The organism is Bordetella pertussis 18323, from assembly GCF_000306945.1.
In the GTDB taxonomy this organism is placed as follows: Bacteria; Pseudomonadota; Gammaproteobacteria; order Burkholderiales; family Burkholderiaceae_B; genus Bordetella; species Bordetella pertussis.
In genome coordinates this window covers 2,261,138-2,285,030 of the sequence record NC_018518.1, presented here as the reverse complement: position 1 = coordinate 2,285,030, position 23,893 = coordinate 2,261,138, and the positions used below count along the sequence as shown (strand labels likewise).

Below are 23,893 nucleotides of genomic sequence, written 5' to 3'. Positions count from 1 at the left end.
TCACGGAGACCCCATGAAGCCGCTTGCCGCAACCACAGCCCACACGGTCATGATCAGGCCTGCCGCGCGGCGTACTCCCGGCGCTTGCGCCGCGTACGCCGAGTTCGGCCGGTTCATGCTGCCCATCGTCACCCTGCTCGTGTTCTGGGAGTTCGCCGTCAGGGCGGGGTGGATCGCCTCGAACATCTTTCCCTCGCCGTCGATGATCTTCGCTCGCGCCAGCGAGCAGCTCTTTTCCACCGGGCCGGAGCAGGGCATGCTGTTCAAGCACATCGGCGCCAGCCTGTATCGCGCCATCAGCGCCTTCTTGCTGAGCGTGCTCATCGGGATACCGCTGGGCTTCTGCCTGGGCCTGATGCCGTCGGTCCACAAATGGACCAGCCCGATCCTGAGCGTCATGCTGCCATTGCCCGCCGTCGCGTGGACCCCCATCCTGCTGGTCGCGTTCGGCCAGGGCGACCGGACCATCATCACCGTATGCTTCCTGGGCGCGTTCTTCCCTGTGCTCTACAGCACGATCCAAGGCGTCAAGGCAGTGAGCAAACAGTCGATCTGGGTGGTGCGCAGCATGGGCGGCAAGCGCCGGCACGTCCTGCTGAACGTCCTGCTGCCCTCCTGCCTGCCGGCGCTGATATCCGGCCTGAAGCTGGGCATGGCCCACTCGTGGCGCACGCTGGTCGCCGCCGAGATGCTGGCGGCCATCAGCACGGGCCTGGGCTACATGATCTTCGCCGCCCGCAGCTATATGGACGTCTCGACCATGTTCGTGGGCATCGCGCTGCTGGCCTTGATCGGCATGGCGATCGAATACGGGATATTCGGCATGCTGGAGCAGCGCACCATCAGGAAATGGCATGGCGCCTCGCGCATAGGAGGATCGAAATGAGCAGCGCAATGGCTTCCTCCATGCCTGGCGACGACGGGGCCAGGGTTTTCGACCGGCTTCTCGTGCCCCTGGTCTCGCTGGGCGTGCCGCTGTTGATCTGGGAATTCCTGGCGCGCTCCGGCCTGGTCAGCGACTTCCTGTTCCCCCCGCCCAGCAGTATTTTCTCCACGCTTTGGTCGGACTCCGGAGCCGACGTCCACGGCGGACAGCTATACCGCCATGTGTACTACAGCATGATGCGCCTGCTGGCCGGCCTTGCGCTGGCGGCGGCCGTCGGCACCCTGATCGGCATCCTGATCGGCCTGACCCGCTGGGGGCGGTTCGTCTTCAAGCCCTTGCTGAGCCTGTTCATGCCGGTGCCCACGCTGGCCTGGACGCCGATCCTGCTGTTGCTGATCGGCGTCGACAACAAGACCACGATCCTGATCGTGTTCATCGCGGCCAGCTTCGAGGTGATCCTCAACGTAGTGGCCGGCATCGAGAACATGAACGTCAAGGTGTTCTGGGTCGCGCGCTCGATGGGGGCCAGCCGCCTGCAGATCTTCTTCAAGGTGATCGTTCCCGGCATCCTGCCGTACCTGATCACCGGGGTGCGGCTGGGCAGCGGCTATGCGTGGCGGGCCTTGATCGCCGCGGAAATGCTGGCCGCCAGCTCCTACGGGCTGGGCTTCATGATCTACGAGGCCTCCGAGTTCATGGACATGACCACCATCTACGGCGGGCTGATCATGATTGCGCTGCTCGGCTATCTGATCGAGAACGTGCTGATGGGCGCGTTCGAGGAGCGTACGGTCGGCAAATGGGGCGTCCAGGTCGAACGCTGAAAACAACGAAACGGGAGACGGAGATGGCAAGGGACAAGATCGTGGCCAGGAACGTGAGCATGCGGTTCGGCGACGTACTGGCGATCAAGGATGCGACCTGCAGCATCGGGGAACGGGAGTTTGTCGCAATCATCGGCCCCAGCGGCTGCGGCAAATCCACCTTTCTGTATGTGATCGCGGGTTTCGAAGGGATTTCAGGCGGCGCCGTCGAACTGGACGGCGAACCGATACGCGGCCCGGGCCCGGACCGCGGCATCGTCTTTCAGGAGTTCGTCCTGTACCCCTGGCGCACCGTCATGGAGAACGTCACGCTGGGCCTGGACATCAAGAAGACGCCGCCGCAGGAAGCGCGGCGGCGCGCCCAGAAGTGGATCACCCTGGCGGGGCTGGACGGTTTCGAGGATGCGTATCCGTCCACGCTGTCCTGAGGCATGAAGCAACGGGTGGCGATCGCCCGGGCGCTGACCTACGACCCGGAGGTGATCCTGCTGGACGAACCATTCGGCGCGCTGGATGTGCAGACCAAGAACTACATGATCCATGACCTGCAGAGCCTCTGGACAGAGGCGAACAAGACCATCGTCATGGTGACGCACAGTGTGTCGGAGGCGGTGCTGCTGGCCGACCGCGTGCTGATCTTCAGCGCGCGGCCGTCCTCCATCATTGCCGACATCAAGATCGACCTGCCCCATCCCAGGGGCGCCGGCGACGAGGGCGTGAAGGCGTACGAGGACGAGGTGACGTGCATCCTGTCGGCCGAAGTCGACAAATCCATGAGCATGGAGCGGCGCGTGGCGGCGTGACGCGCGGCGGGCCGGCGATGCCGGCCGCATTCCATATTGGCGCGCCTGATTTAAAGTAGTATCATTAGATACTCCCAATTTGCAGTCAACCATACCGAGGTGAGAGAAATGAGCATGAACGAGGAAACCGCCGCCAAACTCCAGGGCCTGACCCGGCGTTTCGCCAAACTGGTGCACGACCTGAAGTTCGAGGACTTGCCCGAGGAGGTGCTGCACAAGGCCAAGCTGATCATTCGCGATGGACTGGGCAACCAGATCGCGGCTTCGGCCATCAGCGAGCCGGCGCGGCGCGTGGTCGAGATCGTGCGCGAATGGGGAGGCAAGCCCGAGGCCACCGTCATCGGCTACGGGTTCAAGGTGCCCGCGCCGCTGGCGGCCATGTGCAATGCCATGCTGGGCCACGGCGTGGAGCTGGATGACGCGCATGGGTCGGGCCTGATCAAGGGCGGTTCGGTCATGATTCCCTCGATCATGGCGCTGGCCGAGGCCAACGGCAAAAGCGGCCGCGACGTCATCACGGCCATCGTCGCAGGCTATGAAGTGGCGGTCCGCATCGCCAAGGCGATCAACCCCGGACATCGCCAGCGCGGCTTTCACACCACCGGCACGGTATCCCTGTTCGGCGCGGCCGCCGGGGGCGCCAAGCTGCTTGGTTGCGACGAAGAAGGCATCGCGGCGGCGATCGGCCTGGCCGCCATGCAGTCGGCGGGCATCCAGTCATACCTGGACGATCCGTGCATGGCCAAGCCGTTCAGTCCCGGCAAATCGGCCTTCAACGGCACCATGGCGGCCGTCATGGCCAGCCGCGGCTTCGCCGGCCCGCGCAAGGCCCTGGAATGCAAGGAGGGCTTCTTCAACGCCTACTGCGAAGATATCCGCGTCGACGACCTGCTCGACGGACTGGGCGAGCGCTTCGTCATCATGGAGGTCGGCTTCAAGCCGCATGCCGCCTGCCGCTATGCGCACGGCCCCATCGATCTGGCTCAGCAGTTCTTCGAGGAGGGGGTGCGCCTGGAGGACGTCGAGAAGATCGACGTGCGCATGTGCGAGTTGTCGATCCGCCAGGCGTCCAAGCCCAAGGCGTCCAACCTGAACGCCGCCATGGGCAGCACCGAGTTCGGTGTCGCGCTGGCATTGGCGGGCGGGCGCAACGGCCTGCGGGAGTACTGGGACGGTTTCAACGACCAGCGCGTCCACGAGGCCGCGGCGGACCGCACGCGTCTCATCATGGAGCCTGCGTACGGCGTCACCGGCCGCCAGGCGGCCATGGCGGTCACGCTGAAGGACGGGCGGGTGCTGCAGCGCGACCAGGCCGAGCCCAAGGGCGAGCCCAGCAACCCGCTGACCGACCAGGAGCTGACCGACAAGTTCACCGGCCTGGTGGACATGGTCGAAACGTCCAGCCAGGTCAGCGGCGAGTTTTCGCAGCGCCTGATGCGCCTGGAGGACGAGAAGGCGATCGCGGACCTGATCGGACCGCTGAAGGCGGCTGGCCAGACTCCCGCGCTGCGCGCCGCTTGACGCCGCCGCGCCGGGATGCGCGACAATGAACCGCGGGGGCGCCGGCCGCCCCCGCGGCATCAGGCCCGAGGGCGCGGGTGTTGCGCCCATACGAGGATTAAGCGATGAACGTGACGGACGGGATTGCGCAACGGTCGATGGCTGAGTACACAGGCATCCTGATCAACGGCGTCTGGCAGGCGGGAGAGGGCAGCTTTCCGGTGCTGGACAAATACACCCTGGTGCCCGCAGCCGAGGTCTTCCGCGCCAGCCGCCGGCAGGTCGCGCAGGCGGTGGCGCAGTGCAAGGCGGCGGCCGACCGGGGAGCGCCGGCGGCGCGCGAACGCGCGGCCGTCCTGCGCCGCGCGGCCGGCTTGCTGGACACCTATCGTCAGGACTTCGAGGCCGTCATGATGGTGGAAGGCGGCTTTACCGTTCACGACATTTCCGCCGAGTTCACGCGGGCCAAGGTGACGCTGGAACTGTCGGCCGACGAAGCGCTGCGTCTGACCGGCAGCATGGTGCCGTTCCAGGCCAGCCCGGGCGCGGAGCACAAGCTGGGGTTCACGGTGCGCGTCCCGGTGGGCGTGGTGGCGGCGATCACGCCGTTCAACGCGCCCTTGAACACGGTGCTGCACAAGGTTGCGCCGGCCTTCGCGGCGGGCAATGCCGTGGTGCTCAAGCCGTCGGCCTTCACGCCGCTGACCAGCGCGCTGCTGGCGCGGGTGCTGCTCGAGGCCGGCATGCCGCCCGAGTTCCTGGCCGTGGTCCAGGGCGAGGGCGATGACGTCGGCACGTGGCTGCTGGAAGAGCAGGATGTGGCGTTCTATACATTCACGGGCAGTACCCGGGTCGGGCGCATCATCCAGCGTGCCGCCGGGTTGCGGCGCACGCAGATGGAACTGGGCAGCATCGCCAGCACCATTGTCTGCGCGGATGCCGATCTCGAGGCCGCCGTGCCGCGGATCGCCAACGCGGCGTTCCGCAAGGCCGGCCAGGTGTGCACATCGATTCAACGGCTGTACGTCGAGGACGCGCTCAAGAACGAGCTGATCGAACGCTTGTCCCGCTACCTGGACGACATGCCTGCCGGCGATCCGCGCGCCGTCGCGACGCGGGTGGGCCCCATGATCAGCGAGGCGGCCGCGACGCGGGCGCAAGCCTGGATCGCCGAGGCCGTCGAGGCGGGCGCGCGCCTGGTGCGCGGCGGCGAGCGCCAGGGAGCGGTGGTGCAGCCGGCCGTCCTGGCCGACGTGCCCGAGTCCTGCTCGGCCTGGAGCACCGAGGTGTTCTCGCCCATGGTGTCGGTCGGGGGCTTTGCCCGCTTCGATGACGTCCTGGCCAGCGCGAACGACACGCCCTATGGCCTGGCCGCCGGTATCTTCACCAATGATCACGCCCGTATCATGAGCGCCGTTCGTTCGCTGCGCTTCGGTACGGTGCATATCAACGAGACCTCCAGCGCGCGGTGCGACGTCATGCCGTTCGGCGGCGTCAAGGACAGCGGTTTCGGCAAGGAGGGGCCCGGTTATGCGGCCCGCGAGATGACCGAAGAGCGCCTGATCGTCTTCAACCAGTAGTTCTCGATCCGGTCCGAAAAGCGGCCCGCCGTCAGGCGGGCCGTTGCGTTCAGGCGGCCTGGCGGCGCCCGGCCAGGGCGTGCTGCGCCGCGCCGGCGCCGGCGATCCGGCCGAAGGCGGTGCCGATGGCCATGCCGATGCCCCCGGTGTAGCCCTTGCCGAGGATATTGCCCGCCATCATTTCGCCCGCCACGAACAGGTTCGGACTGGGCCGGTCATTGAAGCGGACCGCGGCCGTGTCGTCGGTCTTCAGGCCCAGGTAGGTGAAGGTGATGCCCGGCTTGAGCGGAAAGCCCTGGAAGGGCGGCTCGACGATGGGGCTGGCCCAGTGGGTCTTGGCCGGAGTCAGCCCCTGCGTGCGGCAGTCGTCCAGCACGGTGTGGTCGAACGTGCCGGATATGCACGTGGCGTTGTATTCGGCGATGGTCCGGCTGGTCTGCTCCACGGGCAGGCCCAGTTTGCGCGCCAACGCCTCGATGCTGTCGGCCTGCGTGCCTGGGAACACGGGCGGCATGAAGCGGCCGATCGATTTGCGGTCGATGATGGACCAGGCGATCTGGCCGGGTTGCTGGGCCACCAGCCGGCCCCATATGGCGTACCGCTTGGGCCAGAAGTCTTCGCCTTCGTCATAGAAGCGCTGGCCGGCGCGGTTGACCACGATGCCCAGCGGTACGCAGTCGATGCGGGTGCAGATGCCGCCGTCGTACAACGGGGAGCGCGCGTCGATGGCCACCATATGGGCCTGGGTGGGGTCGCCGATGGCGTCGGCCCCGCTGTCGAGCATGTGCCGCAACAGCACGCCCCGGTTGTACCGGGTGCCGCGGATGAGGAATTGCAGCGCGGGCCTTTCGCCGTTCTCGTTGGTGCCCCAGGCCTGGTCGAGCCAATCCAGGTTGGACTCGAAGCCGCCGGCCGCTAGTACGCAGCTGCCGGCCTCGATGCGGGCGCCGTCTTCCAGGACGGCGGCCACGAAGCGCTCGCCGTCGCGCTCGATGGCCGCCACCGGCGTGTCGTAGCGCACCTGTATCCCGAGGGCGGCGGCGCTGCGATAGTACGCGTTGACCAGGGCCTTGCCGCCGCCCATGAAGAATGCGTTGGTACGGGCCAGGTGCAAGGTTCCGGACAGCGAGTTCTGAAACCGTACGCCATGGCTGCGCATCCACGGCCGGCAATTGGAGGAGCGGCGGATGACGAGCCTGGCCAGGTGCTCGTTGGTGATGCCGCCGGTGACCTTCAACAGGTCCTGCCAGTATTCTTCTTCCGGGTAGCTCTCCACCAGCACGTCCTGCGGTGCGTCGTGCATGCAGCGCAGATTGCGCGTGTGCTGCGAGTTTCCGCCGCGCCATTCGCGCGGCGCGGCTTCGAGCAGCAGAACGCTCGCGCCCGCTTCGCGCGCCGACAGGGCGGCGCACAGCGCGGCGTTGCCGCCACCAATCACCAGTACGTCTATCATCCGTTCCTCCAGGGGTTGGTTCAGTCAGCGCCTACATTGAGCGTGCCGGGCGTGCGTTTCTCGACGGCGTTCTTGAGCAGTGCGGCGCTGCGATAAATGCCGTGGGCGAACTTGCCATACGGCATGGTGAGGAAAAAGGCCATGACGAAGCCCAGGTGCACCGCCAGCAGCACCGCCATCCATGACGTGTCGCGCAGCGCCAGCAACAGCAGGCCGGTCAGGCTCACGAAGAACAGCAGGGCTATGAATCCGCGGTCCATCGCATGCTGGGCGGGGTCGCCATGGTCGGCGTGGCGCTTGCGGTTGAGCAGGTAGAGTCCGGCGGGCCCGATCAGCAGGCCGATGCCGCCGGCCGTGCCCAGCAGTACGGGCAGGCTGAGTACGGGGTAGGGCGCCTGCCAGCCCAGCGCGTAGTGATAGACCGTGGCTACGCCGGTGGCCGCGAAGCACAGCATGAAGCCGTAGAACGTCAGGTGATGAAAGCGGCGCCGCCACAGGGTGAAGCGCGCGCTTTCTTCGTTGCAGCCTTCCCCGTGTCCGCCACCCAGGTAGCGCAGCGTCAGGACGTCGAACGAAGCCTCCGCGGCCGCGCCGCTGGCCGAGGACGGCGGCGCGGCGTCCTGGCGGGTGCCGCGCCAGAAACGGGTTGCGCCGATTCCCAGCGCCAGTGCCGCATACAGGAAGACCAGGCCGAACATGGCCACCAGCAGGTTGTGCGGGAATATGGCGTAGAAATTGCCCTGCAACGGGGCGTGCCACAGGGCGCCGTTGAGCCAGAACAGCAGCGCCAGAAAGAGCGAGAGCCCCACGGCCGTCGCCAGCGACAGCGTCAGGCCGTTACGGTCGTAGAGCTGCCCCAGCGCCCTCGGCCACGCATACTCGGAATAGGTTTTCAGGCGCACCTTGGCCAGGGTGCGAGGGATGTTGACGTCGAATTCGTGCGGCGCCGCGTACTGACAGGCATGCAGGCAGGCTCCGCAGTTATGGCAAAGATTGGCGAGATAGTGCACATCCTCTTTCACGAAGTCGAGGCGCCGCGTCATCGCCGGGAACACCGCGCAGAATCCCTCGCAGTACCGGCACGCATTGCAGATCGTCAGGATGCGCCGCGCCTGCGCTTCGTCGTGCTCGATGCCGGTGTCTTCCACCGCGATCGGTATCGTTGCGCGGGCCATGACCTGGCTTTCGGTATAGGGTGTGCTCATCTGTCTCCTCTCCTTCGCTGAATGTCCGCGCACGGCGCGGCCTTACCGCATCCGTTGCATGAGTTGGCGGATCTTCTCTCGCGCGATGAACAGCTGGCCCGCCATGATGAGGCGCGCCGTGCGGTTCAGGGCGGCCTTGCGGACCCGCGGCCCGGCTGGTGTCTGGTCCACTTGCGAATCGACCGAAAGCGCGCCGGATGGATGGCCAAGCCGGATCTCGCTGCCGGTATCGCCGCGCAATTGCTCCTGCACCACCGAACCTGGGATGCGGCAGGCGATGGCGGTGCACACCGCGCCAGTCACCGCCAGGGCCTTGTGCGGTTTCTGCATCGCCAGCTGGCGCACGCACAGGTTGATGTCGGCGGCCTTGATGGGCGTGTCGCCCGCCACGTAGTCGCGCGGCGCCGATATCATCATCACGCGCGGCACGTTGGGACTGGTCTCGCGCGCCTTGCGGGCGTCGTCGACCAGGCCGAGCGTCACGGCGGCCCAGCCGCGCGCCTGCTCCAGGCGGTCCATGAGCGCACTGTCGTTCTGGATGTCCTGCGGGGTGGCGGTGGCGTCGCCGCCTATGTCCTCGGCTACCACGTAGACGAACGGCGTGGCCGCATCGACCAGCGAGACGCGGACGGGGCGCCCGTCGATCTCGATGGCGTCGGCGGCCCGGCCGGTGGGCAGCAAGGTTCCGGACACGGAACCCGCGCAGTCGCCGAAGTCGATGGCCACCGTCGCGCCGCTGCCTGGCACCCCGGGCACCACCGTGGGCCCCTCGACGCAAGGCACGCCGGCCCGCACCGCGAAGCTGGCCTCCACCACCTGCTTGGTGTTGGTGGTGTAGATGCGCACGCGATTCTGTCCCTCCCGGGCCGGGATCAGGCCGCGCAGGACCGCGTAGGGGCCGACCGCGGCAAGCATGTTGCCGCAGTTGCCGCCGGTCGAGACCTGGGCGCGCGTGAGGTCGACCTGGCAGAAGGTGTACTCGACGTCCGCGTCGGGGCGCCCGGATCGCGCGACGATGGCCGCCTTGCTGGTCAGGGGATCGGCGCCGCCGATGCCATCGATCTGCCGGGCATCCGGCGAGCCGTACGCCGCCAGCAGCGTCGCGTCCCGCTCCAAGGGGTCGGCCGGAAGGTCGGCCGCGAGAAAAAAGCCGCCCTTGCTGGAGCCGCCCCGCATGTACAGGCAAGGCAGGCTGAGTTGTTCCGGATCGGCCGTCACGCAAAGCGGTGAGGGAGGGGCCTGCGTGCGCGGCGGTTCTTGGGCGGGTGCATCCATGGGCGGTCTCCTTGCGGATCCTGGCGGGACGGCGGCCGGTGCCTGCGTCTTTACAGGATATTGGAAGTAGTGAATAATACTACTACCATCAAAACCGTTGTCAAGGCTCGATCATGGACAAGCCGCGTACCGCACCTGTTGCCTCGTTGTCGCCGTTGAGTTTCGATCACGACCATCGTTCGAAGAAGCCGCGGGCCGTCGGGCTCACGTCGGTCATCGATTTCGGTCCGGACGGTTTCGGCTGGGCGGGGCCCGCCAGCCTGCGCGATTACCTGCGTTGCGTGGCCGACTACATCGATTACGCCAAGATCTACGCCTTGAACGCCCTGATCCTGCCCGAAGAGATCGTGCGCGAGACCGTGCGGATCTACCGGGATGCGGACATCAAGCCATACGCCGGCGGCATACTGTTCGAGTATGCGTACCTGAAGAACGAGCTGGACGGCTACATCCGGCACCTGAAGAAACTGGGCATGCCCAGGATCGAGGTCTCGGAGAATTATCTCGACTTCGGCGATGACGAACGCATGCGCCATATAGAGACGATGCAAAAGCATGGCTTCGAGGTGATATACGAGTTCGGCAGGAAGAACCCGACCGAGCCGTTCAGCCTGGCGCAACTCGAGCGTGTCATCCGCAGCAATGTGGCCATGGGCGTGCATCACACCATCATCGAGCAGTCCGAGATCGACTGCGTCAGCGCCAGCAATCCGGCTATACTCAAGGACATTGCCGCCCGGGACTGGTTTCGCAATATATTCATCGAGGCGGACCCGTACGCCTTCCCGAAGGGCCACGCGACGCTGCTCGAGAAATTCGGCGATGGCGTCAATCTCGCCAACATTACCGCGGACCAGGTGCTGCGCCTGCAAGGATTCCGCTACGGCGTGGGCCGTGCGGTCAACTACTCCATCTTGTCCCGCATCTGAGGCAGGCCCCGGCACGGTCACGACAGCAAGGCAGTTTCCAGATGAACAATACGAGATCGGCGTACGAGAAGATAATCAAGGACCTGCAGGGCGTGGGCTTCAGCGATTACGAAGCCAAGACCTATATCGCGCTTCTGCTCACGCCCAATGCAACCGCCTACGAAATCAGCAAGGAAGCCGGCATTCCCAAGGCCAACTGCTACTCCGTGCTCGAGGCGCTGCGCAAGAATGGCGCCGTGCAGGCGGTTTCGGAGAATCCGGTCAAGTATGTCGCCGTCGATCCCAACCGCTATTTCAACCAGATGGTCGAGCTCACCCAGCTGCGCTGCGAAGACCTGAAGGAAAGCCTGAAGAACATCGGCCACCTGCCGCAGGAAGACCTGGTATGGTCGCTTAACGACGCGGCGGCGGTCGGCCTGCATATCGAGAAGATGATCGGCTCGGCGCGCGACACGATTCGCATCAAGGCCGCGGACACCACGCTGGAGCCGCATTTGCCCAGCTTGAAGAAGGCCGCCCGGCGCGGCGTCAAGGTGTTGATCATCCTGTTCGGCGAGGATGTCCGGCCGTTCGAGCTGGGCAAGAATTGCAAGGTCTATCTGCACGAAGGCAACGGCATACGCGTCGGCATCTCGCACAAGCTGATCACCGTCACGCGCGACTACAAAGAGGCCCTGGTCGCCGAGGTCGGCCGGGATGCCTACGGCTCCTATACGGAAAACAAGCCCATCGTCACCCTGGCCGACTCGCTGCTGCGCCATGAGATCTACTTTGCCGAGATCTTCAGCTGCTTCGGCGACGAGATCCAGGAGAAGTTCGGACCGGCGCTGGTCAAGTTGCGCGAGAGCTACCTGCCCGCGGATCAGGCGGATGCATTGAAGGTATTCCTGGAAACGGCCGACCCTGCCCGGCTGGCCGGCAAGGCCACGGCGGCCTGAGCCGGCGGGCCCAAACAACGGGCAAGGCGTGCCTTGCCCGGGCCGCGCACCGCATCAGGGCTCGGCCAGGACGGGGTTGCACAGCCGGCCGACGCGCTCGATCTCCACTTCGACCGTGTCTTGCGGCTTGAGCCAGAGCGGGGGAGTCCGCGCCATGCCGACGCCGGCGGGCGTTCCCATTACCAGAACGTCGCCGGGTTCCAGGGTCATGCATTCGGTAACGATGCCGATCGCCTCCGCGACGTCGAAAATCATGTCGTCCGTGTTGGCTTCCTGCACCGTCCGCCCATTCACCCGGCATGCGATGCCAAGGCCGCGTCCGCCCGGCGGAAGGTCGCCGGCCAGGACGAGCGCCGGGCCGAAGCCGCCGGTACGGTCGAAATTCTTGCCCACGGTCCATTGCGGTGTTTTCTTCTGGTAGTCGCGCACGGACATGTCGTTGAAGCAGGCGTAGCCCAGCACCATGTCCAGGGCCTGTTCCGGCATGACGTGCCTGGCCCGCTTGCCGATGACGACGGCCAGCTCCGCTTCGTAATAGAAATGACCCGAGACCCGGGGCAGCCATGCGGCTTGCCCGTGGGCCACCAGCGAGCTGGGAGCGCGCAGGAAGAACCATGGATACGTCGGCTTGTCGCGGCCGCCCTCCCTGGCGTGATCGTAGTAGTTCAGGCCCAGGCAGATGATCTTGCCGGGCCGGGTCAGCAGGGGGGCGAGCACGGCGGCCGAGCCGGCGACAAGCGGCGTGCCGGCGGCGAGCGCCTGCGCGCCGAGCGCGGGCAGGTCTTCTTCCCGGCGTATGCGCTCGCCCAGCTCGGGCGAGTCGCCGTTTTCCGGGCCGGGCAGCAGGACATAGCCATGAGGGTGCGCCACGGCGGCCATCGCGCGCCCGGCGTGGTCTAGGTTCACGAATTGCATGTTTTCTCGACGGTGGTGTGGGCGGAGCGTGCGTGCTCCGCGGTTCGGTGGTGCGGACGGGGCTTGGGCCCGCGCCCCTATTGGGGCACGAGGGGCGCGTTGGGCTTGACGCCGGGGACCTCGATGCCGTTGGGCCGGCCGTTGCTGGCCAGGCCATTGCGCCGCAGCAGCGGTTCCGGGATGGGCGGGCCGCCCTCGCAGGCCAGCCACAGGCGCAGCAGATGCCGGCGCCGCTCGGTTTCGGGCCAGTCTTCATACGCCGTGCGAGAGTGGAAGATGGTGAAGTTGGACAGGAGCTGCACGTCGCCGGGCTTGAAGTCCATGTCGAGGTAGAGCGCCGGATCGCATGTCAGTGCGTCCAGGCAGTCGAGCGCCTCGTTCTGTTGGGCGCTCAGGCGTGGCACGGACGGCAGCGCCTGCGCCTTGCGGATGGCGCTGCGTACGTAGTTGGCGTACATGCGCCCCTGGTAGGGCGCGAAGACGGGGCTCGACGAGTAGGGCTTCTGTCCTTCCGGGATCTCGCCCCAGCGCGTGCGATGAAAACTGTCCAGCAGCGTGCGCGCGTGTTCGGGGTGACGGGCGGCCAGTTCGTTCCAGACGGTCGTGGAGCTGACGACCGAAGACAGCCCGCCGGCCTTCGCCGGCCTGACGCACAGCAGGCCCACGATGTCCGATGAATCCGTGTGATACGGAAGCCGGTTGGAGGTCTGGTAGCCGCGCACGGCGGCGTCCGCATAATCCAGCCCCAGATTGGCGACATGGCCCAGTACGTGCCCCTTGCCATTTTGCGAGACGGGCAGGCCGAGGTTCGTTCCGAGCGCCCAGAACGCAATGGCGGACTGCCGCATGGTGTACTGTTCGACCGGCACGCCGCGGATCAGGTACAGGCCGCGCCCGTGCAGCACTTCATGCTTGACGTGTTGCAGGCGTTGGCCGAGTTCGCCCAGTTCGAAGTCGTCCTGGCTCAATTCCGTGATGTCCTTGCCGCCGGCGTCGGCGCGCCGCACCGCCCGGTCCAGCTGCTCCAGCTCGGGGCCGGTCAGGTGATGCACCCAGTATTCCGGGTGTTTGTCCAGCTGCGGCCCGTACCAGGCCTGTGCATTCCGGTATGAGTCCAGCGACGCTTCGGTCGGCGTGCATGCTTCGTTCATGGCATTCTCCCTGCGGGATGGCCCGTCGGCTGCGAAACCGGCGGACGAGTTTGCCCCTGCCACGCGTGCGTGGCGGGATTGCGGTTCAGAAAGGGCGCTGCGCCCAGGCCGGCGCTGCGGCTGTCTCAGATGGGCTGCAGATTCAGGCGGTCGATCAGGTCGCCCCACTTGGCCATTTCCGACTGGAGCGACGCGGATGCCTCGGCGGGCGTATTGCCGATCGGGACCGCGCCTTCTTCGGCCAGCTTGCGGATGAAGTCCGCGTCCTGCATCGCCGACTTCAGATCGTGGTTGATCTTGTCGACGATGCGATCGGGGGTGTTCTTCGGCACCATGACGGTGAACCAGGCGCCGCTCTCGAATCCGGTGACGCCCGCCTCGGACACGGTTGGCACGTCGGGCAGGACCTGGGTGCGGGTCGTGCCGGAGACGGCCAGCGCGCGCAGCTTGCCGGCCTGGATCTGCGGCAGTACGAGCGGAATCGGCGCGAAGGCGAAGTCGATGCGGCCGGCCACCACGTCGTTGAGGGCGGGCCCCATTCCCTTGTAGGCGACGTGCGTGAACTTGACGCGCTTCATCAGGGCCAGCAACTCGCCGGAAAGATGATTGGCCGATCCGATGCCGGCCGAGCCGAAGGTGATCTGCTCGGGCCGCTGGCCGGCGTCCGCGACCAGGCTGGCGACATCCTGGTACCTGGATTGCTCGGCCGTGATCAGGACAAAGGGTGGGGTGGCGACCACCGAGACGGCTTTCAGGTCCTCGACGGGGTCGTACGGCAGGCCCTTGATCAGCTTGTTCGCGACGACCAGGTTGCCCGCCGCGCCCAGGACCAGGGTGTGCCCGTCCGGTTCGGCCTTGGCGACGGTGTTGACCGCGATGGTGCCGGACGCGCCGGGCTTGTTCTCGACCACGACCGGCTTGTCCCAATACTCGGTCAGCTTGAGCGACAACAGCCGCACGAGCATATCGGCATTGCCGCCGGGGGTGTAGGGCACCAGAAAACGGACCGTTCGCTCCGGATAGGCCGGGGCAGGGGTCTGCGCGCAGGCGGCTGCATGCGTCGAGGCGGCCAGCAATACTGCGAAAAGCCGTTGCAACATTATTCTGTCTCCAGGTTTTCGGTCGACCGGTGTGCCCCGGCGCAAGTGGTGACGTATTCCGTTTGGTGGAAAGCAGTCTATCCGGGTCAGTGATAAATTAATAATAGGAGTAACTTATCAAATGATCGGAAAAACAAAATGCAGAAATCGGCGGCCAGGGGGCTGGGGCATATCCGGATCAAGCACTTGCGCTTGCTCGAACTGGTGGTGCAGTACGGGTCCCTGCGCAAGGCGGCCGAGGGCCTGCACCTGAGCGAGCCGGCCGCCAGCCAGATGCTGCGCGAAGTCGAGTCCACGTTCGGGGTGACGCTGTTCGAGCGAGGCAGGCGGGGCATGCGGCCGAATCCGTTTGCCGATGTGCTGGTCGGCCGCGTGTGGGTCATCCTGCGCGAGCTGCACGAGATGCAGGCCGACGTGGCTGAGCTGGAGCATCGCCAGGGTGTGTCGATCGACCTCGGCGCGCTGCCGCGTTGCCTGCATACCCTTGTGCCCACGACGCTGGTGCGCCTGTTCGGCGCCGGCTTCAGGTCGCGCGTACGGATTGCCGAAGGCACGTCGCGGCAGCTGCTCGACGCGCTGGACCAGGGCGCCATCGATATCGCGGTCACCCGTTTGCTGGAAAGCCACGCGGGTCTGGCCGGCGCGCGCAATTTCGACAGCGCGGTCCTCTATGAGGAAGCCATTGCCATCGTATGCAGCACGGACCATCCGCTGAGCGCGGTGGACACGGTCACCCTGGACATGCTGACGCAGTACGACTGGGTGCTGCCGCCGTCGACCTCCATCACCGGCAAATTGATCGAAGAGGAGTTCGTCAGCGCAGGGCTGCGGCCGCCCGTGCCGAAAGTGGAATGGCTTACCTCGGCCTCGCGCCTGACCCTGGTGCAGAAAAGCAATTTCCTCGGCATATGTCCTGCCTCGGTGGCGGCCGAATTGCAGCAGGGCGGCCGCCTGCATGTGCTGCCCGTCAATCCGCGGGTTCCGCTACCGCCGATTTCGGTGGTGTGGCGGCGCACCAAGGGCGACATCGCGGAAATCATGGACATGAAGAACGCGCTGATCGAGTGCGCGGCCGCCATGCCGGGCGCCATGGAAACCGGGGCGGCTGTCCGCGCCGGCGAATTCTGATCCGGCCCGCGTTCGAGCGGCGCGCTATGTCGACAGCTGCGGCAACAGGCGCGTCAATTCGGCCTCGGCCATGAACTGGATCTGGTTGGCCTTCGCATACGCCAGCGCCGGCGCGCTGATCTCGCCGATGGTGACGTAGATGGCGTCGTGCGCGCCATGGGTCTCACGGACGGCGTTCAGCTCCTGCAGCGCCTGCACGCCGACGCGCGAGGCTTTCCACCGCTTTGCGCCGACCACGGCCAGCCGATTCTTGCGCCGCAACACATAATCGGCCGGCCCGCCCTGCAGCACGGTGACCTCGCAGCCGTCCTGGCGCAAGCCCTCCTGCAGCACTTTCGAGAATGTTTCCCAGGACATGGCGCGCGCCGCGTTGGTGGCGCGTTCGACGCGGGCGGCCGAAGGGACGTTGCGCTGCTTCCAGGCCGCCATGGCCGCAATGACGAGAAAGGGCAGGGCGGCGAAGAACAGGACCGCGGTGAACGTCGGCCGTGTGGATGCGAGCGCGCTGGCGATCAGGACGAGCGCGATGGCGGCGCTGATCCACCACGAAGAGCGCAGGAGGATGGCGAATATCGAGTTGGGGGCTGGCTTGAGTTTCACGCCGGAGCTGTCGGGTCTGGTAGGCAGGCGCCAGTATAGGGCAGGCGGGCCGGCCCCCGCCCGGCCCGTGCGGCGACTTCCGGCTCCTGCGCCTTACGGCCCGGGCCGCGCGCCCGGCGTGCGTTCGCGGTCCCAGAGCCGTGAGCGATCCGCCTGCGCGCGCTCCTTTATCTTGTATTTCTCTATCTTGTTGGTGGGCGTCAGCGGCATCGCGTCCACGAATTCGACGAAGCGCGGCACCATGTGCGCCGCCATCTGCTGCTGGCAGAAGGCGACCAGTTCGTCCGGATCCAGGGCCTGGCCGTCCTTGAGCATGATCGTGACGGCCACTTCGTCCTCGCTGTGCTCCGACTGCAGCGGGTATACCGCCACCTGCAGCACGGCGGGATGCAGGGCGATCACGGATTCGACTTCGTACGACGAGATGTTCTCGCCGCGGCGGCGGATCATGTCCTTCTTGCGATCGGTCAGGTAGAGATAGCCGTCGGCGTCGAAGTAGCCGAGGTCCCCGGTATGGAACCAGAGGTTGCGCCAGGCCGCCAGCGTGGCTTCCGGCATCTTGTAGTAGCCCAGCGGCGCGGCGCCCGGCTGTTCGATGCGCATCACGATCTCGCCGACCTGGCCTGCCGGCAGGGTCAGGTCGTCCTCGTCGACCACGCGTATCGCGACGCCTTCGCAGGTCCTGCCCAGGCTGAGCGACTTCTCGGGCGGCGCATCGGGCGAGAGCGACGCGCCGAAACCGTAGTCGCTCAGGGCGTAGCCCGCGATCACGCGCAGGCCGAAGCGGCGCTCGAAATCGTGCACGAAGGGCGGCGGGGGCGCCAGCGAGCAAATACGCACCTTGTGCTCGAGATCGACCGGCGAGGCCGGCTGCGACCAGAGGAAATTGCCGATGGCGCCGATGGCGTTGAAGCGTGTCACGCCGAAGGCGCGTACGCGCTCCCAGAAGCGCGAGGCGGAGAAGCGTTCGTCCAGCACCACCGAGGTGCCGGCCACGATCGCGGTCGTGCAGCTGAGCAGCAGCGCATTGGCGTGGAACAGCGGCATGCAGACGTAGTCGACGTCTTCGGGCAGGAAGTAGCGGTAGTGCACGCTGTGCTTGCCCCAGTGCCAGGCCGCCCCGTGCGGAATCATGATGGCCTTCGATGGCCCCGTGGTGCCCGAGGTGAACATGAGATAGGCCAGGTCGGTGAAGCGCACGTCATTGTCCACCGCCTCGTCGCTCGCGGCGTCCGCGGGAAAGGGCTCGACCGCCAGCGGCAGGCCTGCGAGCATCCGGCGAGCGTTCGCGGCATCGCCGATGACCAGCACTCGCCGCAGTTGCGCCAGGCGCGGGGCCACCGCCGCAAACGCTTCCATGCAGGCGTCGGCCACGATCGCGGTCACGCAATCCGCATGCGTGAGGTAGTACTCCAGCAGCGACGCCTTGGCATTGGTGTTGATCGGCACCGATACGGCGCCCACCTTGCCGAGCGCCAGATTGCCGAGCAGGCATTCCGGGCAGTTCGGCGACAGCATGGCGACGTGCTCGCCCTGGGCGATGCCGTAGCCGATCATCGCCTGGGCGATACCATTGGTGCGGCGGTGCAGGTCCGCGAAGGTATAGCTGCGGCCGTCCGGCGCAAAGCGCAGGAAAACCCGGTCCGGGCAGCGCTCGGCGCGGCGCGCCAGTACCGCGCCGGTCGTCCACTGCCGGATGTCACCGATTTCGGCTTCGGCGTCGATGGCCGGCCAGATGTTTGCTGCTTGCATGAATGCCGTTCTCACTTTGCCGCCAGCAGGCCGCTTTGGCGCAGCAGCCCGTTCAAATAGCTACGTTCGGCCGGCAAGGTCTTGAGCCACGCCTGGCCGTCCTCGAATGCCGGCTCCAGGCCCTGGGCGCGGCAGAATTCGATGAAGTCCGGACTCAGCGTCGCCTTGTGGATGGCCTGGGCGATGGCATCCACGGCCGCGTCCGGGGTACCGGTGCGCACGAATGCGCTGTTCCACGAGACCACCGAGAAATCCTTTGCGCCGGCCTCCATGGCGGTGGGAACCTCGGGCGCGATGATCGATCGCTGCGGCCCGCTGACCGCCAGGGCCTTCAGCGAGCCGTTGTGCGTCAGCGTGTTCAGCGACCCCAGCGCGGACAGGACCATGGGAACGTGCCCGGCGATGCTGTCGCTGATCAATTGCGCCGTGGTCTTGTAGTTGATGATGTTGATGTCGACGCCGGCCGCCCTGGCCATCCCCGCGGCCGTGGCGGTGCCGTGCGCGCCGACGGTGCCGACATCCAGCTGGCCGCCGGTGCGCTTTGCCGTTTCCACCATCTCCCGGAAGGTGCTGTAGGGCGCGCTCTTGGTCGCCGCCAGCATGTAGACCGGCGCGGTCACGCGCGCGACCGGCCGAAAATCCTTCAGCGGGTCGTAGTCTGCCTGCGGGTTGAGATCCGGCACGAAGAGAAAGGGCGGACCGGTGTACAGGATGGTGTGGCCATCAGCCGGCGCCATCTTGGCGGCCACCGTGCCGATCAGCCCATCGGCGCCCACGCGGTTTTCCACGTAGACCGACTGGTTCCACTGCTGCGTGAACCGCGTCGCCAGGAAACGGGCCACGACGTCCACGGCCGTTCCGGCCGGGAAGGGCACGATCATCGCGACAGGGCGCTGCGGGAACGCGGCCGCCTGGGCGGCGCCCGCGAGGGCCAGGCCCAGGGCCCCCGCGGCCAGCATGAAACTGCGACGGGTGATGCGATTTCCGGAATGCATGTCTCTAATCCTTTTCGTGATCGTGCGTCGGGGCGAACACTGGCAGCAGCCGGCCTTGCTGCGTCGGGCGGAAGCGGGCGCTGACGCGCTGGCCGATGCGCACGCTGTCGGGGTCGCAGTCGACGATATTGGTCAGCATCAACGGGCCCTCGGCCAGCCTGACGTAGGCCACGACATAGGGGGTCGCGGTACGCGCCACGCTGAAGCTGAAGATCTCGCCCTGGCCGCTCGATGCGGTCCAGCGAGGGTCCGGGGCCTTGCAGAAAGGGCAGAACGCGCGGGGATGCCAATGGAAGCATTCGCACCGGACGCACTGGGGCAACAGCAGCGTGCCGGTTTCGGCCGCCTGCCAGAACGGCGCCGATTCCGGATATGCAAGGGCGTAGGGGTCGGCCTGCCAGCCGCACGCCTGTTCGCTGTTCTGCATCTGTCAGTCCTCCCGCTCGAAAATGACGGTGGTGTGCGAATGGCCGATGCCATAGACCCCGCCGGGGCCGGCCGCCAGGGCCAGGTCGCAGTTCTTCACCTGTACGGCCGGATGCGCCTCGCCGCGCAGCTGGCGCACGGCCTCGATCGCCTTGGTCATGCCGCCCCGATTGGCCGGATGGTTGTTGCACAGACAGTCCGCCGCCGTCGGTATTGAAAGGCAGCCGTCCCACGCCGGATATCAGGTTGCCGTCGGCCACGAAGCGTCCCCCTTCGCCTTTGGGGCAGAAGCCGAGGTCTTCCAGTTGCATGATGACCATGATGGTGAAGTTGTCGTAGATGGACGCATATTTGATATCCGCCGGTGTCACGCCAGCCTGGGCGAACGCCGCGGGCGCCGAGCGGGCGGCGCCCGTCACCAGCAGGTCTTCATGGTGGCCGCCGTTGTTGGTGCGGATGGTCTCGCCGTGGCCCACCACCTTGATGCGCGGCCGATTCAGGCTGCGCGCCACTTCGGGCGCCACGATCACCAATGCGCCGCCGCCGTCGGTGATGACGCAGCAGTCCAGCCGATGCAGCGGGTCGGCCACCATCGGCGAGCCCAGCACGTCGTCCACCGTATAGACCTTGCGCAGCAGCGCGTCGGGGTTGTGCTGCGCGTGATGCGAGGCGGCGACCTTGACCCATGCCAGTTGCTCGCTGGTCGTGCCGTACTCGTGCATGTGGCGGCGCGCGAAATTCCCGTAGATGGTGCCTATCGTCCAGCGGTATGCCGAGTCCCATGGCGCCGAGGGCCGGTCCGGGCCCGGGATGCGCGGCTCGGTACCCGTGGCCTGGCCCTCGCTGCGCGGGCGTCCGGCCAGGGTGATCAGGGCCACCGAGCACTTGCCTGCGGCGATGGCATGGGCGGCGTGGCCGATCTGCGCAAGATAGGAGCCGCCCCCGATCTCGGTGCCGTCCACGTGCCGCAGCGTCAGGTTCAGATAATCCACCATATAGGCGGGCCCCAGGCCGGCGTCGCCGGCGCAGAAATACCCGTCCACGTCGGCGAAACTCAGGCCGGCGTCGTCCAGCGCGCCGCGCGCGCTCTCCGCATGCAATTGCGCCACGGACTTGTCCGGCGCATGGCGCAGGGGATGTTCATAGGCGCCCGCCACATAGGCCAGAGCGTGTCTCGTCATGTCTGTCTCCATCCTCCGGCTGGTCCCCGCGCCGCGCGATGCGGGTCGGGGCTGGGCCGGAACCTGTTATTTCGGCTGCTGTCCGTGCGGCGTCGCCTGCACCTTGGGCGTCACGGCCTTGTAGGCGTAGGCAATCCGATGTTCCGCGATAGAGGGGGACATGGGCATCAAAGGGGTATTGACGCGGCTGATCAGGGTGTCGAATGTGTGGCGCAAGTCATCGGTCTCGATGTCGAACACCGTCATGAAGCGCCATGGATGCGGGCCGGCCTTCAGCTGTTCCTGCTCCAGCTCGAAGCGCTGCCCCGCCTTGAACCCCGGCACGGCCAGCACGTCGGGAAGATGCTGGTTCACATACCATTCATCGAACTGATCTTCCATGCCCTGCGTAGGGTTGGTAAACACCACCAATCGATATTCCTGCATGCTGTTGCCCCTCCTGTTGTATATGGTCCCGCCGCTAGATCCGGATGCCGGAGCGCCGCACCACCTCGCCCCACCGGCGGTACTCGGCCGCGAGAAAGTCTTTCGCTTCCTGCGGACTCGTCGGCATGGCGTCGATGGCGAAATTGGCCAGCGCCTTGCGCACCTCGTCCGTGGCGAGGGAGGCGTGCAGCGCGGCGGCCAGCCTGTCGATGACGTCCGCCGGCGTTCCCGCTGGGGCGTAGGCAGCCATCCATCCGAGAACCTCGAATCCCGGCAGCGTTTCGGCTATGGCCGGAACGTCGGGCAGCGCCGGCGAGCGCTTGCGGCTCGTGACGGCCAGCGCGCGCAGGTCGCCGTTCCTGATCAGCGGCAGGGACGGCCCGATGTTGTTGCAAAGGAACTCGAACTGCCCGCCCTTGGCATCGGTGAACAACTGCTGCGTTCCCTTGTATGGAACGTCCACGATGTCGATGCCGGCTTCCTGCTTCAGCGCCTCGAGCACCAGGTGCGGAGAGGTGCCGATGCCCGTATGGCCGAATGCGGGCTTGCGTCCCTTCCCGCGGCCGGCTTCGAGCAGTTGCGCCAGTGTCCGGGCGTCCGACGCGTGCGTTGCCATCACCACCGAGGCGACCCCGCCCAGCATGGAAATGGGCTCGAAGTCCGTCAGGGGTTGATAGGGAATGTCGGCGATCAGATGCGGGTTGACCGCCAGCGCGCCCGACGTGGCGAGCAGGATGGTGTATCCGTCCGGGGCCGCCTTGGCGACGTAATTCGTCGCGATGGTCTGGTTGCCGCCCGTGCGGTTTTCGATCACCACCGGCTGGCCCAGGATCTTGCTCATCTCCTGGCCCAGCAGGCGCGGCAGGAAGTCCGTCACGCCGCCGGGCGGGCTGGGCGAAATGAACCGGATGGGCTTTTGCGGAAACTCGCCAGCCATGGCGCTCATCGGCCAGCCCAGAGCGGGCAGGGCTGCCGCGCCCAGGACCTTCAGTGCATGTCTACGATTCATGTCTCCCCCTGTCGTTATCGATATCGGATCCGGAGCGGGCCGGTTCGGTGGATCAACGAGAGCTTAGATACGCAGCCATAATGAGTAAAATACTATTTTTAGTCACTTTGATAATAAAAACGATATGGCTGATTTCGTGGCAAGCATGAACCTGAAGAGCCTGCGCCACTTCTGCGTTGTCGCCACCGAACAGAACCTGCGCCGCGCCGCCGAGCAGCTCCATATCGCGCAGCCGGCGCTGTCGGTCTCCATCGCGCAGCTGGAGTCGAGGCTGGGCGCCAGGCTGTTCGTGCGCGGACGGCGCGGCGTCACGCTGACCGAGGCCGGCGCGCTGCTGCTGCCCGAAGCCATGCAGATCCTGCGGCACGCCGAAAGGCTGCCGTTCCTCGCCCGGGACGCCGCAAGCGGCGACGTCGGCACCCTGCGGCTGGCCTTCGTCGGCAGCGCACCCTATCGCCTGCTGCCGCAGGCATTGCCGCAACTGCAGCGCGCCCACCCGGGCGTCCACGTGGAGCTGTACGAGGCCACCACCGATCGCATTGTCGAAGGCCTGCACAATCGGACGTTCGACCTGGGCATCGTGCGCTATCCGCTGGATGCGTTTCCGGGCCTGGAGCTCGAACTCGTGGACGAGGACGGTTTCTGCGTGGCGCTGCCGCACGACCATGCCTTGGTCGCGGCCGGGGAAATCTCGCTGCGCGACCTGGCCGACGAGCCGCTGTTGCTGCCGCCGCGCGAACATTCGCCGCCCTTGCGCGCGCTCATGCTCGAGGGCTTCCAGGCCCAGGGCATCATGCCTCGCATCGCCAATCACATGGCCACGCAGACCGCGACCGTGCTGGCGCTGGTGGAAATGGGCGCCGGCATCGCGCTGGTTCCGCAATCCATCGTGGGCCGTGTCGGCTACCGCGTGGCGTTCCGTCCGCTTGCCCCAGGCTCGCGATTCCGTACGGGCCTGGCGCTGCTGAGCAGTCCGGACCACCACACTACGCTGGCAGACCACTTCCGGCGCGCGATCCGCCAGAGCATAGGCTAGGGCAGGAGCCGCGGATGGCCGCTCGCCGGTTCGCGGCGCAGGAACTCGTCCAGGCCGGGGGCGGGCGCTGTCCGGAAAGAAAAGTAGCCGTGCGAAGTGAAACTCATGCCACGTACGTCGAGTTTTGATAGTGGTACAGGCATGTGGATGCTAGGCCGCCAGACTCGCAAGGTGTGCAAGCAGCATTGACTTCGTGCTACCCACGCAAACGAGAGCCCCGATACGGATTGTCCAGTCGGGGCTCTCTGCTGGGTGCGTCGGACGCAATATGCGTCATCAGGCAGTCATGGCGAGATGTGCGATGTAGCTGCTCCGGCTTTCGCCGGCGGCGCGGGCGCGATCATCCAGGCGCTTGAGAATGCGGCGCGGGATCGTGATGTTCACGCGCTCAACAGTTTCATCCAAGACTGCAGGATCGACATCAGCGATCGCCCAAATCCAGTTGGCAAACTCTGGATTGGCCTGATGATTGGCGATGCTGGTCGCCGGAGGAATGGGGGCGCCGGAGTCGATGGCCGTTTCAATCCACAACTCAATGGCTTCCTTGGCGTTCTCGATTGCTTGATCAATCCCTTCGTCCGCTGCTGAAAAGCAGCCGGGCAGATCAGGAACAACGACCCCCCAGGCGCGCGTGTCGCTGCCGGGTTCAATGGCAATGGGATATTTCACTTTTCTGTGCTCCTTGTGTGGCATGGACTAGCTGTGAAGATTCAATAGGTTGTATGCATGGTTCATCCGAACCGGATTTGAGAAACTGGAAATCGCCACCCCCCCAGTTCAC

22 protein-coding genes and 2 pseudogenes are annotated in these 23,893 nt (G+C 66.2%); 9 read left to right on the top strand and 15 right to left on the bottom strand.

The window, feature by feature from the left end; all coding sequences use genetic code 11:
- Nucleotides 1–13: 13 nt before the first annotated feature.
- The 5 genes and pseudogenes from BN118_RS10790 (at nucleotide 14) to BN118_RS10770 (ending at nucleotide 5,593) form a co-directional block, all read left to right on the top strand.
- On the top strand, nucleotides 14–886 hold the full coding sequence (locus BN118_RS10790; RefSeq protein WP_010930074.1) for an ABC transporter permease: 873 nt from the start codon (nucleotides 14–16) through the stop codon (nucleotides 884–886).
- Complete coding sequence (locus BN118_RS10785) at nucleotides 883–1,710, top strand: ABC transporter permease (RefSeq protein ID WP_014905820.1); 828 nt, start codon at nucleotides 883–885, stop codon at nucleotides 1,708–1,710. Before BN118_RS10790 ends, BN118_RS10785 begins: the two co-directional genes overlap by 4 nt.
- Nucleotides 1,686–2,513, top strand: a pseudogene (locus BN118_RS21225) (ABC transporter ATP-binding protein). Before BN118_RS10785 ends, BN118_RS21225 begins: the two are co-directional and overlap by 25 nt.
- A 108-nt stretch (nucleotides 2,514–2,621) precedes the next feature.
- Nucleotides 2,622–4,034 (top strand): MmgE/PrpD family protein, encoded by a 1,413-nt coding sequence (locus tag BN118_RS10775; protein WP_162471244.1) that lies wholly within the window; start codon nucleotides 2,622–2,624, stop codon nucleotides 4,032–4,034.
- Between the two features lie 104 nt (nucleotides 4,035–4,138).
- Complete coding sequence (locus BN118_RS10770) at nucleotides 4,139–5,593, top strand: aldehyde dehydrogenase family protein (RefSeq protein ID WP_010930076.1); 1,455 nt, start codon at nucleotides 4,139–4,141, stop codon at nucleotides 5,591–5,593.
- A gap of 49 nt (nucleotides 5,594–5,642) precedes the next feature.
- Here the strand turns inward: BN118_RS10770 and tcuA are convergent, their stop codons facing one another.
- From tcuA to BN118_RS10755, 3 genes are read right to left on the bottom strand one after another with little or no spacing between them, the layout of a single operon-like run.
- Entirely contained in the window at nucleotides 5,643–7,046 is a 1,404-nt protein-coding gene (gene tcuA, locus BN118_RS10765) for an FAD-dependent tricarballylate dehydrogenase TcuA (protein WP_014905818.1), read from the bottom strand.
- A 20-nt stretch (nucleotides 7,047–7,066) separates the two neighbouring features.
- The gene (gene tcuB, locus BN118_RS10760; protein ID WP_014905817.1) at nucleotides 7,067–8,251 is read right to left on the bottom strand and encodes a tricarballylate utilization 4Fe-4S protein TcuB; all 1,185 of its coding nucleotides are present in this window, start codon (nucleotides 8,249–8,251) and stop codon (nucleotides 7,067–7,069) included.
- Nucleotides 8,252–8,293: 42 nt separating this feature from the next.
- Complete coding sequence (locus BN118_RS10755) at nucleotides 8,294–9,526, bottom strand: 2-methylaconitate cis-trans isomerase PrpF family protein (RefSeq protein ID WP_003821482.1); 1,233 nt, start codon at nucleotides 9,524–9,526, stop codon at nucleotides 8,294–8,296.
- A 113-nt stretch (nucleotides 9,527–9,639) separates the two neighbouring features.
- Between BN118_RS10755 and BN118_RS10750 the strand changes: the two genes are divergently transcribed.
- Nucleotides 9,640–10,455: a phosphosulfolactate synthase gene (locus BN118_RS10750; protein WP_010930080.1), complete on the top strand. Its 816-nt coding sequence runs from the start codon at nucleotides 9,640–9,642 to the stop codon at nucleotides 10,453–10,455.
- A 41-nt stretch (nucleotides 10,456–10,496) separates the two neighbouring features.
- Nucleotides 10,497–11,393 carry a TrmB family transcriptional regulator gene (locus BN118_RS10745; protein ID WP_003813501.1) on the top strand — a complete coding sequence of 299 codons (897 nt, stop codon included), beginning with the start codon at nucleotides 10,497–10,499 and terminating at the stop codon, nucleotides 11,391–11,393.
- Between the two features lie 54 nt (nucleotides 11,394–11,447).
- Here the strand turns inward: BN118_RS10745 and BN118_RS10740 are convergent, their stop codons facing one another.
- From BN118_RS10740 to BN118_RS10730, 3 genes are all read right to left on the bottom strand, one after another.
- Nucleotides 11,448–12,308 (bottom strand): fumarylacetoacetate hydrolase family protein, encoded by an 861-nt coding sequence (locus tag BN118_RS10740; RefSeq protein ID WP_014905816.1) that lies wholly within the window; start codon nucleotides 12,306–12,308, stop codon nucleotides 11,448–11,450.
- Nucleotides 12,309–12,385: 77 nt separating this feature from the next.
- Nucleotides 12,386–13,459: a TauD/TfdA family dioxygenase gene (locus BN118_RS10735; protein ID WP_004566323.1), complete on the bottom strand. Its 1,074-nt coding sequence runs from the start codon at nucleotides 13,457–13,459 to the stop codon at nucleotides 12,386–12,388.
- Nucleotides 13,460–13,584: 125 nt separating this feature from the next.
- Nucleotides 13,585–14,562 carry a Bug family tripartite tricarboxylate transporter substrate binding protein gene (locus BN118_RS10730; protein ID WP_041166274.1) on the bottom strand — a complete coding sequence of 326 codons (978 nt, stop codon included), beginning with the start codon at nucleotides 14,560–14,562 and terminating at the stop codon, nucleotides 13,585–13,587.
- A 135-nt stretch (nucleotides 14,563–14,697) separates the two neighbouring features.
- Between BN118_RS10730 and BN118_RS10725 the strand changes: the two genes are divergently transcribed.
- Nucleotides 14,698–15,687 (top strand): LysR family transcriptional regulator, encoded by a 990-nt coding sequence (locus tag BN118_RS10725; RefSeq protein WP_014905814.1) that lies wholly within the window; start codon nucleotides 14,698–14,700, stop codon nucleotides 15,685–15,687.
- A 24-nt stretch (nucleotides 15,688–15,711) separates the two neighbouring features.
- On the opposite strand, the gene BN118_RS10720 is transcribed toward BN118_RS10725, so the two are convergent.
- The 7 genes and pseudogenes from BN118_RS10720 to BN118_RS10690 all read right to left on the bottom strand — a co-directional run bounded on the left by BN118_RS10720 (nucleotide 15,712) and on the right by BN118_RS10690 (nucleotide 22,076).
- Nucleotides 15,712–16,287, bottom strand: coding sequence for a restriction endonuclease (locus tag BN118_RS10720; RefSeq protein ID WP_003821488.1), 576 nt, complete (start codon nucleotides 16,285–16,287; stop codon nucleotides 15,712–15,714).
- A 93-nt stretch (nucleotides 16,288–16,380) separates the two neighbouring features.
- A complete protein-coding gene (locus BN118_RS10715; RefSeq protein ID WP_014905813.1) occupies nucleotides 16,381–18,039 on the bottom strand; it encodes an AMP-binding protein in 1,659 nt (552 codons plus the stop codon).
- Between the two features lie 11 nt (nucleotides 18,040–18,050).
- Complete coding sequence (locus BN118_RS10710; RefSeq protein ID WP_014905812.1) at nucleotides 18,051–19,034, bottom strand: tripartite tricarboxylate transporter substrate binding protein; 984 nt, start codon at nucleotides 19,032–19,034, stop codon at nucleotides 18,051–18,053.
- 4 nt (nucleotides 19,035–19,038) lie between these two features.
- Nucleotides 19,039–19,461, bottom strand: coding sequence for a Zn-ribbon domain-containing OB-fold protein (locus BN118_RS10705; RefSeq protein WP_010930086.1), 423 nt, complete (start codon nucleotides 19,459–19,461; stop codon nucleotides 19,039–19,041).
- 3 nt (nucleotides 19,462–19,464) lie between these two features.
- A pseudogene (locus BN118_RS10700) lies at nucleotides 19,465–20,641 on the bottom strand (thiolase domain-containing protein).
- Between the two features lie 66 nt (nucleotides 20,642–20,707).
- Entirely contained in the window at nucleotides 20,708–21,067 is a 360-nt protein-coding gene (locus BN118_RS10695; RefSeq protein WP_010930087.1) for a DUF4286 family protein, read from the bottom strand.
- 34 nt (nucleotides 21,068–21,101) lie between these two features.
- On the bottom strand, nucleotides 21,102–22,076 hold the full coding sequence (locus tag BN118_RS10690) for a Bug family tripartite tricarboxylate transporter substrate binding protein (RefSeq protein WP_003821495.1): 975 nt from the start codon (nucleotides 22,074–22,076) through the stop codon (nucleotides 21,102–21,104).
- A 145-nt stretch (nucleotides 22,077–22,221) separates the two neighbouring features.
- Between BN118_RS10690 and BN118_RS10685 the strand changes: the two genes are divergently transcribed.
- Entirely contained in the window at nucleotides 22,222–23,112 is an 891-nt protein-coding gene (locus BN118_RS10685) for a LysR family transcriptional regulator (protein ID WP_014905811.1), read from the top strand.
- Nucleotides 23,113–23,388: 276 nt separating this feature from the next.
- Here BN118_RS10685 and BN118_RS10680 read toward each other — a convergent pair whose 3' ends face one another.
- Both BN118_RS10680 and BN118_RS21070 read right to left on the bottom strand, forming a co-directional pair.
- Nucleotides 23,389–23,781, bottom strand: a complete 393-nt coding sequence (locus BN118_RS10680) for a type II toxin-antitoxin system HicB family antitoxin (protein ID WP_004566317.1) — start codon at nucleotides 23,779–23,781, stop codon at nucleotides 23,389–23,391.
- On the bottom strand, nucleotides 23,759–23,893 hold the full coding sequence (locus BN118_RS21070; protein ID WP_257792194.1) for a hypothetical protein: 135 nt from the start codon (nucleotides 23,891–23,893) through the stop codon (nucleotides 23,759–23,761). The genes BN118_RS10680 and BN118_RS21070 overlap by 23 nt, the downstream gene beginning before the upstream one ends.